General features: G+C 57.5%; 10 protein-coding genes. 5 read left to right on the top strand and 5 right to left on the bottom strand.

The window, feature by feature from the left end; genetic code table 11:
* Positions 1-138 precede the first annotated feature (138 nt).
* Positions 139-1,989 carry an acyl-CoA dehydrogenase family protein gene (locus LAO21_14365; protein MBZ5553903.1) on the top strand — a complete coding sequence of 617 codons (1,851 nt, stop codon included), beginning with the start codon at positions 139-141 and terminating at the stop codon, positions 1,987-1,989.
* 19 nt (positions 1,990-2,008) lie between these two features.
* Here the strand turns inward: LAO21_14365 and LAO21_14360 are convergent, their stop codons facing one another.
* On the bottom strand, positions 2,009-2,740 hold the full coding sequence (locus LAO21_14360) for an MBL fold metallo-hydrolase (protein ID MBZ5553902.1): 732 nt from the start codon (positions 2,738-2,740) through the stop codon (positions 2,009-2,011).
* A gap of 552 nt (positions 2,741-3,292) precedes the next feature.
* Between LAO21_14360 and LAO21_14355 the strand changes: the two genes are divergently transcribed.
* The 4 genes from LAO21_14355 to thiC all read left to right on the top strand — a co-directional run bounded on the left by LAO21_14355 (position 3,293) and on the right by thiC (position 10,125).
* A complete protein-coding gene (locus tag LAO21_14355; protein MBZ5553901.1) occupies positions 3,293-4,906 on the top strand; it encodes a radical SAM protein in 1,614 nt (537 codons plus the stop codon).
* A 111-nt stretch (positions 4,907-5,017) separates the two neighbouring features.
* Positions 5,018-6,658 carry a radical SAM protein gene (locus LAO21_14350; GenBank protein MBZ5553900.1) on the top strand — a complete coding sequence of 547 codons (1,641 nt, stop codon included), beginning with the start codon at positions 5,018-5,020 and terminating at the stop codon, positions 6,656-6,658.
* Positions 6,659-6,991: 333 nt separating this feature from the next.
* On the top strand, positions 6,992-8,092 hold the full coding sequence (locus tag LAO21_14345) for a glycosyltransferase family 9 protein (GenBank protein ID MBZ5553899.1): 1,101 nt from the start codon (positions 6,992-6,994) through the stop codon (positions 8,090-8,092).
* A gap of 161 nt (positions 8,093-8,253) precedes the next feature.
* A complete protein-coding gene (gene thiC / locus LAO21_14340) occupies positions 8,254-10,125 on the top strand; it encodes a phosphomethylpyrimidine synthase ThiC (GenBank protein MBZ5553898.1) in 1,872 nt (623 codons plus the stop codon).
* Between the two features lie 156 nt (positions 10,126-10,281).
* Here thiC and LAO21_14335 read toward each other — a convergent pair whose 3' ends face one another.
* The 4 genes from LAO21_14335 to LAO21_14320 all read right to left on the bottom strand — a co-directional run bounded on the left by LAO21_14335 (position 10,282) and on the right by LAO21_14320 (position 16,170).
* Positions 10,282-10,809 (bottom strand): DinB family protein, encoded by a 528-nt coding sequence (locus LAO21_14335; GenBank protein ID MBZ5553897.1) that lies wholly within the window; start codon positions 10,807-10,809, stop codon positions 10,282-10,284.
* 106 nt (positions 10,810-10,915) lie between these two features.
* Positions 10,916-11,245, bottom strand: a complete 330-nt coding sequence (locus tag LAO21_14330) for a tetratricopeptide repeat protein (GenBank protein MBZ5553896.1) — start codon at positions 11,243-11,245, stop codon at positions 10,916-10,918.
* Positions 11,246-11,365: 120 nt separating this feature from the next.
* The gene (locus LAO21_14325) at positions 11,366-12,208 is read right to left on the bottom strand and encodes an isocitrate lyase/phosphoenolpyruvate mutase family protein (GenBank protein MBZ5553895.1); all 843 of its coding nucleotides are present in this window, start codon (positions 12,206-12,208) and stop codon (positions 11,366-11,368) included.
* A 1,466-nt stretch (positions 12,209-13,674) separates the two neighbouring features.
* Complete coding sequence (locus tag LAO21_14320; protein ID MBZ5553894.1) at positions 13,675-16,170, bottom strand: bifunctional YncE family protein/alkaline phosphatase family protein; 2,496 nt, start codon at positions 16,168-16,170, stop codon at positions 13,675-13,677.
* Between the last annotated feature and the right edge of the window lie 126 nt (positions 16,171-16,296).

The following is a 16,296-nucleotide window of genomic DNA, read 5'->3' as shown; positions in this document are numbered from 1 at the left end:
ATCTTCGCTGCGGGGGCATCTGCGGCGGACTATGCGCCCTACCGGGGCAGCGCGCGCGGGCATCACCCGAATGTGATATCCTCGCAATGGGGGCGCACGGCTGTGCGCCCCTACAAGGCATATAACGAGGATCCCCGCATGCCCTCCAAGAACCTTTTCACAGAGAACGACGACCTCCAATTTCACTTTCATCATGCCGTTGACTGGAACCAGGTCAGTGCGGCCTGGCACGAGGAGGGTGACGGTCCGCTTAACGTCGAGGAAACGAAGCAGCAATACGAGGAAGCATTGAGTCTGGTCGGTGAATTCTGTGCCCGGGAAGTGGCGCCTCGAGCAGCCGGAATCGACCAGGCGGGGATTCAATGGAAGGACGGAGAGGTCATCCTCCCCGGCGGTCTCGTTGAAAATCTGGAGGCGGCGAAACAACTCGGGATCCTCGCGGTCAGCCTGCCCAAAGAGCTGGGGGGCTGGAACTTTCCCTACACCGTCAATGCCCTGATGGTTGAAATGATCTCGACCGCGTGTCCCAACACGCTCAGTTTCCTCGCCTTTTATCAAAGCCCCGCCATGATGCTGCTTCGATTTGCAAATGAAGAATTGAAAAGACGATACATCCCCAAATTGGCGAGCGGCGAAATTTCAGGGTCGGTCGCCATGACGGAACCGGAAGCCGGGAGCGACGTCGGCGCCCTTACCACTTCGGCGGTCGATGCTGGGGATGGCGCCTGGCGCATCACCGGGCGAAAACAGTTCATCACCAATGGTTGCGGCGACATCGCCCTGGTGCTGACCCGCACGGATCCCAACTCCAAGGGGCTGGAAGGGCTCTCTATGCATTTGGTCCCGCGCTTTATTGAGCGTGATGGCAAGCACGTGAAAAATTTTGAAATCGGGAAACCGGAACACAAGTTGTCGCTCCGCGGCTCGCCCACCCTGGAACAGTACTTCGACAACTCGATCGGGTACTTGATTGGAGAACCGGGCAAGGGCTGGGAGTACATCCTGTCGTTCATGAACGAGGCGCGCGTAGCGGTCGGCATCCAGTCCCTCGGGATTTGTCAGTCGGCTTACCGAAAGGCCTACGACTATGCCCGGCAGCGCCGACAAATGGGGAAACCCATTGCCCAGCACGAACTCGTGGCGGACATGCTGTTGGACATGGATCTGGAAATCCGGGCGCTTCGCGCCATGATTTACGATGCCACCCAGACGGAGGACCGGCGGGTCGGTCTGAAGAAACTCCTGGCCGAAGGAAAGTTAAGTGAAGCTGAAGGCAGGACGGTGAAGCAGCTTGTCAAAAAAATGGAACGATACGCCCGCGAGCTGACCCCTTTGATCAAGTACTGGGGGGCGGAGAAGGCGGTCGAGATCACCCGGAAGGCCCTCCAGATTCATGGCGGCTATGGCATTTTCGAATCATATGAAGTGGAGCGGCACCTGCGCAATTCGGTTATTACGGCCATTTATGAAGGGACCTCGCAGATCCAAGCACTCATGGCGCTCAAGGATCAACTCAATTGGGCCATGTCCCGCCCGAAAGACTTTTTAAGCGCCCGCCTGGCCCTGAAGGCGGCCAAGTCGCGGGCCACTGCCGCCACCAAGAACCTGCTGGCGATTCGGGACGAAATCTCCGGCGCGATTCAATACCTGGTCATGGATATTCTTCGCGAAAAAAAGAAAAGCGCGAGGGGGGCCGGGAAGGACTTGAGTTGGTTCCATCTGATCCGGCAAGGAAAGTCGGCCTTTTCACGGGAGGACCTAAGACACTTCAGCTATGCCTTGTTGAATGCTGAGCGGCTCGCCACGATGTTTTCCCTCTTTCATGGCGCCCGTTTGCTGAAAGCCCTGGCCGATCATTCGGACGACGAAAAACGAGCAACCATGGCGGATCGCTACCTGCAACGAAGATTGTCCGTCGCGCGATCCCTCGCCGCACAAATTCGAAGTGGGGATCGAACCACGCTGGAGTACATTCAGGAAAATCTATAGGGCAGCCGGGATAGTGGTCCTAGACCAACCCCTTTAGGAACGGATTCGATTCCCTTTCCCGACCGATCGTGGTTGGGGGTCCATGGCCGGGGTAGACGAGGGTAGAGTCGTCGTATTTCCCCAGAATCCGGGCCAGCGATTCCATGATCGTTTCGAATGAGCCTTGCCACAAATCGGTCCGGCCGATCGATGATTGGAAAAGCGTGTCGCCGGTAAAGAGGACCTGCCTGGGAACTTCGATCCGTCCTCTGGAAGCACCCGATCCGCCCGTCGACTCTGACAAGATAAGGTCGAGGGATGCGCTTCCCTTCATTTTCCCGCCGATCCATTCTGTTTCAAAGGTAAGACTGCCCGGTGTGTGTCCGGGTGTGTGAAGCACCCCACAACGAATTGACCCGCACTGAATCACGTCGCCCGATTCGAGGAAAGCATCGACCTTTGAGGAGGGTGGGGCCGGCAGGCCAATCATCGCTGCCTGCATTTTCAGGTTGTCGAGCAGAAATACGTCCGCCTTGTGGAGGCACACCTCAGCACCGGTACGCTCGCGCAATTCGGCGTTGGCACCCACATGATCGATGTGCGTGTGGGTGTTGATGATCTTGCGGGCCTTGAGGTCATACTTTTCCAGCGCCGCGAGGATACGCTCGACCTCGTCGCCGGGATCAATGACGATCGCTTCGCGCGTTTCTTCATCCCCCAGGATGGCACAGTTGCATTGCAGTAGACCTACCGGGAAGGTTTCGAAGATCATTCTTAAGACTCCAAGGGGTTCAAATTTCTCTGGGACACGGACTTGCACAGACGAACGCTACTCGAATATGTAAACGCCGGCGGCATCTTCTTACGTTTTCTCGTTCTCCCCCAATGCAAGTAGAACCAACTCTCCACCACCTAACTAAACTGAGAATTATATCACGTGGCCAACGAATCATGTCATAAGCTGACGTTGACGTTAGCTGTAACTTCAAGATAATTCACCACTTGACACCACGCGCTGGCGTTGTAAAATTCAGTCCTCGGTCGGGCCCTGCCCCATCGGGGCCAAGGAGACGATGTCTCGAGACCAAACCGCAAGCCAACTTTCGGCTGACTTTAGGCGTAAATCGCCACGCAGTTGCCGAGCGGGCGGCTGCCAAATCTGAACGAAACCCAGTCTTCCATATTCTCGGGGGGAGGCTTCTTCTTCAACTCAGGTTAGATTCAGGCGGTCCCTCAGGGATGCGATCCAGATCACGCAGAATGCGAATTCGAGGAGGAGTGAGTGAGTACACAGACAATTCAGGACCAACCCCAGACTATCGACCTGCCATCGGCAGAGGAAAAAGAGGATCGGTTTCAATTTGCACAACACCAGGTCATTCAACCCAAGACGACCTACACGGGGGCGCGCATTGACCCCCCCCATGTGGGGCTGCCGAAGGTGACTCAGTCCATTTGCCCGGAGTGCACCCAGCTGATTGACGCCCTGGTATTCGAGGAGGACGGCAAGGTCATGATGGAGAAGACCTGCCCCGAACACGGATACGTCAAGGACGTCTGTTATTCCGACGCGAAGATGTACCTCAAAATGGAGCGCTGGCACTTTGGCGATAACCGGGGCGTATCCAATCCGGCAATCCCAAACGCCACCCGATGCCCCGAGCAGTGCGGTTTGTGCTCGATGCACACCTCCCATACCGGTTTGGCAAACGTCGATCTCACCAACCGCTGCAATCTGACCTGTCCGGTCTGCTTTGCCAATGCCAATGCTTCAGGCTACCTTTACGAACCCTCCCTGGAGCACATCCGGAAGATGTTGCAGTCCTTGCGCAACGAACGACCGGTCGCCTGCCGGGTGGTCCAGTTCTCCGGCGGCGAGCCGACGCTGCACCCCCGGTTCCTCGATATCCTGCGCATGGCGCAAGAAATGGGATTCTCCCACCTCCAGGCGGCCACCAATGGCATCAAGTTCCTCGATTTAGATTTCGCCATGGCGGCCAAAGAAGCCGGTTTGCACACCCTGTATCTGCAGTTCGACGGGGTTTGCGACGACATTTACAAGCGCACGCGCGGTGAGTCCTTGTATGAGCAGAAACTCAAGGTCATCGAAAACTGCCGAAAAGCCGGATTGAAGATCTGCTTTGTCCCCACCATTGTAAAGGGGCTGAACGATCACCAGATCGGCGACATCCTCAAGTTGGCCATCGAAAACGTGGATTGCACGAGTGCGATCAGCTTCCAGCCGGTCGCCTTTACCGGCCGCATTGCCAAGCGGGAACGGGAAGCCAAGCGTTTTACAATGACGGATGTGGCCCGATGCGTCGAGGAGCAGACCGGCCTGGCGAATCGCTACGAGGACTGGTTCCCGCTGTCCTGCGTCACCCCGTTTTCAAAGCTCCTCAGCGCCGTCAAGGGCGAGGAGACCACCCAGTTGAGCAGCCATCCCCACTGCTCCATCGGCACGTATTTGTTCGTCAGCGAAGACCGCAAGGAAGCCGTGCCCATCACCCGTTTTGTCGACATCGGCGCCATGCTGCAAGCGATCGACGCCATCTCACGCGAGACGACCCGAGCGACCTTCAAGTTCTTCACCAAGATCAAGGTGTGGCAATCCCTGCAAAAGTACTTCAAACCGGAGTACGCCCCCAAGGGGTTGACCTTCCCCAAGTTCCTGCAGACGCTGCAAGGGATGACCGACAAGAAATACGGCCGCGGCGGCAATGACGGCACATTCACATACAGGACGCTGATGGTGGCCGGGATGCACTTCATGGATGCTTACAATTACGATGTCGAGCGCGTGAAGCGCTGCATCATCCACTATGCCGCGCCCAACGGCCTCATTTACCCGTTCTGCGCGTACAATTCCGGGCCGACGTTCAGGGAAATGATCGAGAAGAAATACTCGGTGCCATTCAAAAAGAATGGCTCACATTAAGATGCGAATTTATCAAGGCCGGCGACTGGCCGGCCTTGCTCAACAGAAACACGGGCCTCTCCCGAGAAAATCCCCCACGAGACAGCAACATGGAAGAAGGATTTTCCCGATATGTATACCCCCGACGGCACTCGTATCAAGACCGCCAAGCGGCCAACCGTTTCCAAGCTGACCCAGGCGGCGCCCGCCACTCCCCACGAATTTGAAGGGTATCTCGGCCATCCCATTACCCGGAGGATCCTGAAACATTTGACGCAGGGTCCCAATGGGCACACGCCCATGGAAAAAATCTTCTATTCCTACCGCAATCCTGACGCCTCGCTTTATGAGAAGATCAAATATGCTCCGGTCCACAAAGCCATCGATTACTTCATCGCCAGGACCCGGATATCGCCCGAGCGGGCAGTGGAGAAGGTCTTTCATCACAGGCCCACGACGCGGACGCTCCTGAACACCGCGCGTTCGGTGGCCATTCACGGTCTGCTGGCCCCCCAGCGATTTATCGCCCCCTTGCTGGTGGTCTGGAACATCACCAATGCCTGTAACCTGTCTTGCCGGCACTGTTATCAGGACGCGGTTCACAAGCGGGGTTCCGACGAGCTGAACCGGGCCGAGAAATTGAGCGTGGTGGACCAGCTTTCAGAAAACCTCGTTCCGTTGATCGCCCTGGCGGGCGGTGAGCCGCTGGTCGACCCCGATGTCTGGGCGGTATTGGAGCGAGCCCAACAAAAGATGGTGTATGCGACGCTCGCAACCAATGGAACCCTGCTCACTCCCCGCAACTGCGAACGTCTCGCTTCCCTCGGGGTCAAATACGTGGAGGTTTCGTTAGACTCCGTTGATCCTGCCGTCCATGACGATTTTCGCCAGATGAAGGGGGCCTGGGCCCGGTCCGTTGAGGGTATCAAGAATGTGAGTGCGGCGGGGATGCGATGTGGAATTGCCTGCTGCTTCACCCGCGATACCGTCGAGCATGCGCAGGAGATGATTGACCTCGCCATTTCACTCGGGGCGGACACTTTTGTCCATTTCAACTTCATTCCCGTCGGACGGGGCGTCGAAATGGCCCATGAAGACATGTCGCCGGCACAGCGTGAAGCCCTCTTGATCCTCCTTCAAAAAACCTTGAACGAGGGAAGGATCAGCGTCATGTCGACGGCGCCCCAATTCGGGCGGGCCTGTCTGATGTTCGGCGATCCCGAAGGCATGATGGCGATGGGGCACGGCGGGTCAGGCCGGGGCCAACAGGCGCGTGTCGTTTCCAAGTACATCGGGGGCTGCGGAGCTCATCGGTGCTATTGTTCGATCCAGCCCAACGGCCAGGTCAATCCCTGCGTCTACATGCCGACGCGGACGATCGGCGACCTTCGCAAGACCCCTTTCGCGGAAATCTGGAACCAGCCCCTGGAAGCGATTTTGAGCGACCGGGATGATCGCGGCGATCATTGCGGCGTGTGTGACTACCGCTCCTTTTGCGGTGGCTGCCGCGCCCGGGCTGAAAGCTATACCGGAGATGTCCAGGCGGGAGACCCCGGGTGCGTCTACAATGAGCATATGTGGAAAGAGGTCATCGCCCGTGGCGAGCGTGAATTGGGAATCTTGAATGAACCCACAGCCCGAAAAGTGGGCGTGGGTGGCCGAACAAAAATGACCTCTCCAATGGACGCTGAGTCGCGCCTGGATCCCCATCCAGAGATGCCGGCAGTCGATTCGAGCCGTCCCTCCAAGGTCAGTCCGAACCCCTCGCATTAAGCTCTACCAGCCCCTGTACCGCGACAGAGTCCTCCCATGCCTGACCGCGGGGCTTGTCTAAATGTTCTCGCATCGGTTCCATTTCTTGACCCTCGCCGGCGCCCCGCCGTTTGACAAAAGTTTTCCCTCTCCCTAACATCAAGGCTCCGGCTGGATGGGCATCCGCCAGGAGGGACCGTGCGCCCTCGTGGCGCCTCTGTTCACAAGGGGAAAGATGGATGCAGATCGTCCTTCCGACAGTCGATCAAGTTCGAGGTGTCTGTAAACCGCCCTATCACTCAGCCACTGAGGGGCACACGGCTGTGTGCCCCTACAACATTTTTCTTGAACTGAATGATTTCACCGAAAACCATTTTGATCGTTCGCTGGGCGCGTCTGGGGGATGTCATTCTCTCAGAGCCTGCCGTCCGTCTTTGCCGCCAGCTTTTCCCCGAAGCGCACATCAGCTACCTTACCGGACACCGTTGTGCGCCAGTCCTGAAGATGATCCCGGCCGTGGATGAGATCATCGCCTTGGACCGGGTGGCCCTGCGCGATGGAAGCAAGTTTTCGTCGATTCGCAGAATTTTTCAGTTTGCCAATGAAATGCGAAGGCGGAAATTTGATCTGGCGATTGACCTGGTCGGATTCCGCGAATCTGAGCTGCTCGTCCTTTGGACCGCGGCCCGGTGGCGGGTCGGCCTGAAGCGATTCCAAAAGCCCTACTGGGGGTTTTGCTTTAATCTCCCGCCGGTGGCCGAAGATAAATCTCTTCTCGTTGCTCAAATGTTCCGTAGGGTGGTCGAGAGTCTTGCCCCGGACAACCTGCATTTACCCGTGGCGGGGTTCCGCTCATCCGACCCCGCAGGGGGTGATCTTTCACGTCTGCCCCCCCGCGAGTCCGTTATCCCCTGTCTCAAAGTGCCGCCGGCTGCTGAAGCCATGGCCCTTCAATTCTGGGAAGAACATGGGTTGCAGGGGCTGGATGAGGTGTACGGATTTCAGATGTCGGCTTCCGGGGAGATTCGCACCTGGCCGGTGGAACGTTTCATCGATCTGGCCGGTCGAATCTCAAGCCATGCCCGGAGAAACGGGCGTCGTGCCGGCGTCGTGAACTTTTCTGCTGTCCACGAGGCCGCCTTGTGCCAAAAAATCACTCGGGCCATGCAGGAGGACGGAAACACCGCGGTCGCCGCCATCGGGCCAGGTGACCGTGCCGAAGCCATCCCGCAACTCGCGGGGTTGTTGAACCGTTGCACGGCGGTCGTAAGCAACGACACCGGACCCATGCATTTGAGTGCCGCCGTTGGAACCCCGACCCTGGGGCTGTTCAGCATTGGAGTCACAGATCACTACCGGCCGCTGGGCGCCCGCTGTCGATTCCTTCAGAAGAACCCCCTCTCCCAACTTACGGTTGACGAGGTTTTCAACGAATTGATTCTCATGGTGGAATGAAAGAGGATACCCACCTCAGCCCGTCCAGGGCGGCGTGACTTGTGATATACTTCAATTCTCCGTGCGGAGATTCGTGGGTTCGCCGAGCGAACTGTGAGAACGGGACGAGATCTGTCGCCGCTTTGACAGCGCGGGTCTCCCGATACATTGAGGAGTATGCCATGAGTGCCAGCCCGAAATTCCTCAGCGAGACAGCGCAGGTCGACGAGGCGGTCATCAAGCCTCTGCCCCGCTCCCGAAAGATCTACGTCCAGGGTTCCCGACCTGATATTCGGGTGCCCATGCGGGAAATCAGTCAGGCCGACACCCCCACGAGTTCCGGCGTGGAGAGCAATCCACCTATTTGCGTTTACGACACCTCAGGGCCATACACCGATCCCGAAGTACAATTGGACATTCGCTCCGGATTGTCGGGCCTCCGCTCGCCTTGGATCGAAGAACGGGGAGACACGGAAGGGCTGCCCGCCCCAAGTTCAGTCTATGGCCGGAAGCGGCTCGCTGATCCGCGATTGGCCGAGTTGCGCTTCAATCTCAGACGACTGCCTCTCCGTGCAAACCCCGAGGGCAATGTGTCGCAGATGCACTATGCGCGCAAGGGAATTATCACGCCTGAAATGGAGTTTATCGCCATCCGCGAAAACCAAAGACTTAACGGCCTGGCGGCGATCGACCGATGGCAACATCCCGGCGAAGATTTCGGGGCATCGATTCCGAAGACCATCACCCCGGAATTCGTGCGCAGCGAAGTCGCCCGGGGCCGCGCCATCATTCCGGCCAACATCAACCATCCGGAATTGGAGCCGATGATCATCGGGCGGAATTTCCTGGTGAAGATCAACGCCAACATCGGGAACTCCGCGGTCTCCTCCTCGATCCAGGAGGAAGTCCAGAAAATGACCTGGGCGATCCGCTGGGGGGGCGATACGGTGATGGACCTCTCCACGGGGAAGAACATCCATGAGACCCGCGAGTGGATTTTGCGCAATTGTCCGGTTCCGGTGGGCACGGTGCCGATTTATCAGGCCCTGGAAAAAGTGGAAGGCAGGGCGGAGGAATTGACGTGGGAGATGTTCAGCGACACGCTGATTGAGCAGGCCGAGCAGGGCGTGGACTACTTCACCATCCATGCCGGAGTGCGTCTCGCCTTCGTGCCCCTGACTGCAGGCCGCATGACCGGCATTGTGTCCCGCGGCGGCTCAATCCTGGCCAAGTGGTGCCTCGCTCATCATCAGGAGAACTTCCTCTACACCCACTTCGAGGAAATCTGCGAAATCATGAAGGCCTACGACGTCAGCTTCTCGCTGGGGGATGGGTTGCGCCCGGGCTCCATTCGCGACGCCAACGACGAAGCCCAGATCGCGGAATTGAAGACCCTGGGTGAACTCACCGAGATCGCGTGGAAGCATGAGGTGCAGACGATGATCGAAGGACCGGGTCATGTCCCGATGCAGCTCATCAAAGAGAACATGGACCTGCAATTGAGATATTGTCACGAGGCGCCCTTTTACACCCTGGGACCCCTGGCCACCGACATCGCCCCGGGCTATGACCACATCACTTCCGCCATTGGCGCGGCGATGATCGGATGGTATGGCACGGCGATGTTGTGCTACGTGACCCCGAAGGAACACCTCGGACTACCCGATAAAGACGACGTCAAGGACGGGATCATTGCCTACAAGATCGCGGCGCACGCCGCGGATCTGGCCAAGGGCCATCCGGGGGCACAGGTCCGAGACAACGCGCTTTCCAAGGCGCGCTTCGAATTCCGATGGGAAGACCAGTTCAATCTGGGGCTGGATCCAGACCGGGCGCGCACCTTCCATGACGAAACCCTTCCCAAGGAGTCTTCCAAGCTGGCGCATTTCTGCTCCATGTGCGGGCCACATTTCTGCTCCATGAAGATCACGCAGGACGTCCGGGATTACGCAGCCCAGCTCGGGATCTCTGAAGATCAGGCGATCCAGAAGGGATTGGACGATAAATCGGAGGAATTCGTCAAAAGCGGCAGCCAGATTTACCAGGAGATTTAATACGAACGTGACTGAAAATGCTGTAGATTGATGCACTGTTCAGCGTAGGGGCGCCCGCCCGGGCGGACTATGCGCCCCTACCGCGAAGATTTCACAGGCTTCCCCTTTAACTTTATTTCCAACAATCGTATTGGATCTACGCCCGACGCTGAGACGTCATTTTCGATCGACCCCTTCCCCCGGCCCTGCAAAACTATAGATTACCTTATCCGCCGTGTCCGCTGTCGGTCCATACACTGACGGCACCAGTATATTGAGCAGGCGAAGGTACACCACCAATTGCCCCCGATGGTGGGTGGAATGGGTGATTCTTCGAGTGAGTACCCACGCCCGCGACCGGGGCACGTCAAAGAAGGTGGTCATCCCCTGCCACCACGCGTCTGACTTCTCCTTCATCATCTCCAACCGCCGTCCGGCATCGGCATGGTATTTCTCGATGAAGCCCGTCTTGCTCCTCCGGGCCGGATTGGGGTCGCCCGTGTCGAGCCCGAGCATGTTTTTCATCCAGCGCCCCTCCGATTGAACCTGATGTTCCATTTGTTCCAGGACAGTGCGCGACTTGGGGTGGGGCCGAAAATCCATGGTGGATTCAGGAAAAGACGACCAGATTCCAAGAATCTTCAGCAGCTCCGTTTCGTAGGTCTCGAGCAAGAAATTGTAGGTGCCCTCTGATTGTCCACTCACAGAAACCTCCATTCGAAATTGCTGTCCGAGATCCAATCTCCTGTTCCGGGAGAAGATCATCACAGACGAACCCTGCTCCGACGCGGATCAGAACCGGGCGGGGTGCTTAATCCTTTTTCTTTTCCAGCCTTTTCAAGAACACATCGATCTCTTTGACTGTTTGTCCATCACCGTGGTGTTCAGCCAGCCGACGCCCCTCGAAGAAAGAGTCCTTCGCCTCCTCGGGATTTCCACCCCTTTCCAGGGCCTTTCCCAGCTCCCGGTAGGCGGCGGCATAGTCGGGTTTGAGTTCAATCACGCGCCTGAGGGAAGCAACTGCTTTCTGGAATTGTCCGACCTTCATGTACTCCTGCGCCAGACCATAGTGCACCAGTTCATCCTCGGGCGTGAGTTCTGCCAGCTCAAGGAAATCATTGATCTTGGATTCCGATTCCATGATGACTCTATAGGGATTCTTGAGGTTCGATTGGACACAGACGAACGCGAATGAACGCCGAGCCAAAAACTCCGAACTGCATTTCGAATTTGCACCCATCCAGGGTCGATAGGCACGCCTCTAATGAGGCTTCACAAAAAGCTGGTTCATGAAAGCGTAATTAACAGGGCTTTCCAGGGAGGTATAAGTTCCCTTCTCCAGAAGTTCGCGGGCGATTTGCTGGACCAGTCCCATCGTCGCGCACATCGGCTTAGAGCCGACACTCACGCGGGCGACACCCATCTCCTGCAGTTTTGGGATTGCAGGGCAACCCGGGCCCGCCAGGATATTCAGCGGCCCATCAATTAATTTGACGAGACGGGCGATGGTATCGGCATCCACCACTCCCGGCACAAAAAGGCAGTCGGCACCCGCCTTCCGGTACGCGTTCGCCCGGCGGACCGCGTGATCGAACCGGCCCGACGGATCCCCAATTCCCGCCAGGAAAACATCCGTGCGGGCATTGATTACAATGGGTACGCCCATAGACGCGGCCAACTGGCGTATCGCTTTGATCTTGTCCGTCTGGAGGTTGACATCTTCCAGTTCGGGGATGGTTTCTCCCTTCCCGTCTTCAAAGTTGATCCCCGCCGCCCCGGCCCCGATCACAGCCCTGACATTTTCAACGATGGCTTCGATCGTCCTCCCGTATCCCGCCTCAAAGTCTCCCGTCACCGGCAAGTCGACCGCCCGGGCGATGCGGCCCACCGCTTCCACCATCTCGGCGCAACGGATGTACTGTCCATCCGGATGTCCCAGGGCGAAGGCGATTCCGGCGCTGCTGGTAGCGATTGACCGCGCGCCGGCCTGCTCAACGATGCGCGCGCTCGCCACATCCCACACATTCGGGAGCACCAGGATCGGTCCGCCCTGATGAAGCCGGCGAAAAGAGTCCGCTTTTTCTCGTTGCGTCTGAAGGGTCACAGAGCAATCTTTCTTCAGTCGGGAAAGGAATTGTGATCGGCAGGTTTAAGGATAACGTTTTTTCAGCGCCGTCTCAAGAGGGCTGTAGGGGCGCACAGCCGTGCGCCCACTACCCGACTGCCATGCCCCTCCACCATGGGGGTGTCCGCCATGGCGGACCGTGAGCGCAATGCTCGACCGTCACGCCATTCCACTGTAGGGGCGTCCGCCGCGGCGGACCGTGCGCCCCGCTAGCTAGCGCTAGCCACGACTCATTCCCCTTAGGGTTGTTTTCAACGATCGGCTCATCGCACAGAACGTGGCGCCGGACAATCTTCTACCTAATCCAGTCCGGGGGCGCACGGCTGTGCGCCCCTACGAATCATCATCCCCATCTCCTGTCCGATGATTTTCATCGAATTCAAGGATGAACTTCAAGTCCTCATCCGAGAGATCATACATCTCAACAAACTCATGATCGATTTCATCAGGGGAGACAATTGTCCGCACCGGATTGTCTTTGTCATATTTCTACATCCATGGATTCGCTCTGATATACTTTCGAATCTGTCTCAATGATTCTTCACTTCGGATAATGTGTTCGTGGTAATTCACCTGCCAAACAGGTTTCCGAGGAGTACCACGAATCATGTTGACCCGCGTCGTCACTGCAGATTTGAAACCCCCGACGAACGAGGATAAGGAGCGTGGTTTGCGCTGCAATATTGCAGGACTTCGTGCTCCTGGCTTGGTGTTACATACCTGGGGCGCACGGTCCGTCGCGGCGGACGCCCCGACCTCGCTTTTCGGTACTTCGGGCGCATGGCTCTGCGCCCCTTCATGCACAGGGTCGAGCGCTGTGATAATGACAATTCCATGGATGTGATTGGGCATGACGGTCCTTTCGTCCATTTGAAGAGCGGGCCGAATATGGGGTGAACGAACCCACTCCTCAGCAACAACTGTCCCCATTTCGTTTAGAAACATCGCCCCGTCAACAATCTCTCCGAAAAGGCAGTGATGGAGGAAAGTGCAGATCGTGATGAAATAGGCACCCGGTAGAGCGTAATCGTATCCCTTAAGCCGAACCGAGCGGCGGTGGTGTTCCCTGGGATTGAAATTCAATTGAGTTTCCTGTTTTTGGGGGGAAACACATCATAGCAGACCCATATCGATGTGGGTATGAAACTTCGCTGTCGATAAATGAATCCGTAGGGGCGCACAGCCGTGCGCCCAATCCTCGGCTGTCATACCCTTCCATTCCTGGGGCGCATAGCCGTCCGCCCAATCTATGGCTGTCGTACCTTCCACCGTAGGGGCGCACAGCCGTGCGCCCAATCCCCGGCTGTCATACCCTTCCATTCCTGGGGCGCACGGCTGTGCGCCCAATCCCCGGCTGTCATACCCTTCCATTCCTGGGGCGCACGGCTGTGCGCCCCTACAATGACTCCCTGAATTTTTCGGGAACGGAATCCATCCTAGGCACCCTATCGATTTCTCACCCAGGCTGCGCGGACAGGGGCGGGCATTTCTGAATCGGCGCCTTTGATGGATTTCCAAATGATCTCATTCAATTCGATGTCGGGGGCGGAGTCCTCTTTTGAAAAATTGAAAGCAGCGCTGCGCTTGGCGCCGGGCGCAGATTCCGGGTTCTTCTCGTCGAGCGGCACCTGGGCCGCAAGTGCGGCAAAGGGCTCGAGGTCCGCACTATTCGTGAAGGAGTTCCACATCGGGGTGGCTGCGGCGTCGTACTGGCTCATGGGTGGCAGGCCAAGGATCAGTTCAATCGTGCGGAGCATGGAGGAGGTGGAATACAGGGTGGAGTCGACGAAGTGACGCTTGGTGTAAGGGCTGATCACCAGGGCCTCCGTGCGATGAGCGTCCACGTGGTCCGGGCCGTTTTGCGCATCATCTTCGACGACGAACAGGGCGGTGCTATTCCAGTATTTGCTGTGGGAGACCGCTTCCACCAGTCGGCCCAAGGCCAGATCGTTTTCGGCCACAAAGGCCCGTGGAGTCGGTTTCCCCGCCGCGGTTCCTTCGGTGTGATCGTTCGGAAGACGGAGGATCTCGAGGCGAGGAAGATTGCCCTTCTCCTCGAATTCATGAAACTCGCGTAACCATTCATCGACCCGTTTCCGGTCCGGACAATTGAGGTCCCAGGGGCGGTACATCGGATCAAAATGGCCTTCCAGGCTTCTTTCCCGCGCGCGGGAGGGAAGGTCCACCGACTCGGAGGCCTCGATGAACTCCCCGTAGCTGCGATAGCTCAGGCCGGCGCGGGCCGCGTAGTCCCATAGAAATCCCCGGGTGGGCCGGGAGACCTCCACGCCTCCTTCATAATCATATCCGCGACCTCGATCGGAGTAGTTGGTGGGCCACGTCTTTTCGACATAGTCTGTCGCATAAGCCGCCGTCGACCAATTGTGGCCATCGGCGCTGACTTCTGAATCGGCATAAAAATTATCGAGCAGAACAAACTGACGTACCAGCGCATGCAAGTTGGGCGTCACCGCCTCTCCGAACAACACCAGATTCGGATCTCCATTGCCCTCCTTGATGTCGCCGAACACCTGGTCGTAGGTCCGGTTTTCTTTGATGATGTAGATGACATGCTTGATGGGAGAGGCCTCCCCTGATCTTCGGGGAATGGCGGTCACGACCGGCGCGATCCGTGGAGTCGGTTTGTAGGGTGTGTTGGCATAAACCTGTGAGGTGAATTTCTTCAGGAGCGCAGGCCCTGGAATGGGGATAATGCTCAACACGCCTGAGAACATACGGCCAATGTACTCGGTATCCTTGGTCCGCTTGATATTGGGATTGGGACCGCGGGGATTTGCTCTTGAGGCCAGACCCTTCCCGCCGGTCACGTAGAGCGTTTTTTCATCCGGACTCAGCACCAGGGCCGTGGGATACCATCCCACGGGAATGAAGCCTTCGACGACACTCTGGGGGCGGCCTTGCGCGGCCAGGGCGATGACCGCGACCGCATTGTTATCGGCATTGGCGACGAATAACTTTTGGCCGTTACGCGTCAGGGCAAGCGCATTGGTGGTCGACCCGATGGGAGATTGGGGATAGAGCGCCACCGAGATGGTTTCAGTAGTCCGGTGCGCCGCGAGGTCGACGACCGATACGGAATTTGAATTGGCGTTTGCCACGTAAAGACGTTTCCCGTTTGCGGCGAGGGCAAGATCGTTGGGATGGTCGCCCACCGTGATCGTTCGAACTTCATTCAGGGCTACCGTATCCACTTCAGACACGGATCGAGAACCCCAGTTGCTGACATACACCCGGCTGCCATCGGGCGAGACCACGCAGGTGTAAGGGTGATCACCCACCGCGATGGTCTTGGCCACACTCCTGGTCTTCACATCGACGACGGCCAGTTCGTTGGAGAGGTTGAGCGCCGCGTAAAGCCTCTTCCCCGGGACATCCACGCACAGTCCGGAGACGAACAGGGATTGCTTGCGGTCTCCGATGAGAATCTCTTCAGCCTGTGGCTGGATCCCGCGGTCAGCACCATAAATGAGTATTTTGTTGTCGCCACCTCCGGAGGCATAGAGCTTCTTCCCGTCGCTCGAAAATTGCAGTCCCAGCCAGGCGCGCGCCATGGGAACCGTCAAGACCTTTTCCTGTTTCTCCACATCCACCACTGTCAAGCCTTGATCTCCGTAACCGTTGTTCGTGGCGACCACAAGTTTTCCATCAGGGCTGACTGCAATACGAAGTGGGAGGTCGCCCAGCGGCACCTGGGTCCCCGCGGGGGTCAGTTTCCAGCCATTCGGGAGCAGGTAACCCTCAGGCTCCCCCGGCTTGGAAGGCAATGGTGAGGGAATAGTGCGAGCAGGTTGGACCGAACCTCCCGCGCTCGACGATGGTTGTTTTTCCTGGGCGAGCAAAGAGACATCGACGAGGGTCAAAAACAGGCAGAGGAATAGGCTGGCACTTAAACGGATTTCAGTCCGTGAGCACGAAAACATTGAGCCTCCAGATTGATACTCAAAGGACGTGGCATTCTGCGGATGTTGGTTGCAGTTGCATTCTGAATACGGGGTGATCAAGTGGAATTTGCCCTGGTAGCCACGTCGGCGTCTTGTGCTGGCGGG

It is taken from the genome of Terriglobia bacterium, from assembly GCA_020073085.1.
GTDB lineage: Bacteria > Acidobacteriota > Terriglobia > JAIQFV01 > JAIQFV01 > JAIQFV01.
This window is presented reverse-complemented; position numbering and strand designations above follow the sequence as displayed.

Bases quoted from the DNA above. Each gene is read 5' to 3' on its own strand.
- LAO21_14365 (MBZ5553903.1), top strand. From the start codon at position 139: ATGCCCTCCAAGAACCTTTTCACAGAGAACGACGACCTCCAATTTCAC.
- LAO21_14360 (MBZ5553902.1), bottom strand. From the start codon at position 2,740: ATGATCTTCGAAACCTTCCCGGTAGGTCTACTGCAATGCAACTGTGCC.
- LAO21_14350 (MBZ5553900.1), top strand. From the start codon at position 5,018: ATGTATACCCCCGACGGCACTCGTATCAAGACCGCCAAGCGGCCAACC.
- LAO21_14345 (MBZ5553899.1), top strand. From the start codon at position 6,992: ATGATTTCACCGAAAACCATTTTGATCGTTCGCTGGGCGCGTCTGGGG.
- thiC (MBZ5553898.1), top strand. From the start codon at position 8,254: ATGAGTGCCAGCCCGAAATTCCTCAGCGAGACAGCGCAGGTCGACGAG.
- LAO21_14330 (MBZ5553896.1), bottom strand. From the start codon at position 11,245: ATGGAATCGGAATCCAAGATCAATGATTTCCTTGAGCTGGCAGAACTC.
- LAO21_14320 (MBZ5553894.1), bottom strand. From the start codon at position 16,170: ATGTTTTCGTGCTCACGGACTGAAATCCGTTTAAGTGCCAGCCTATTC.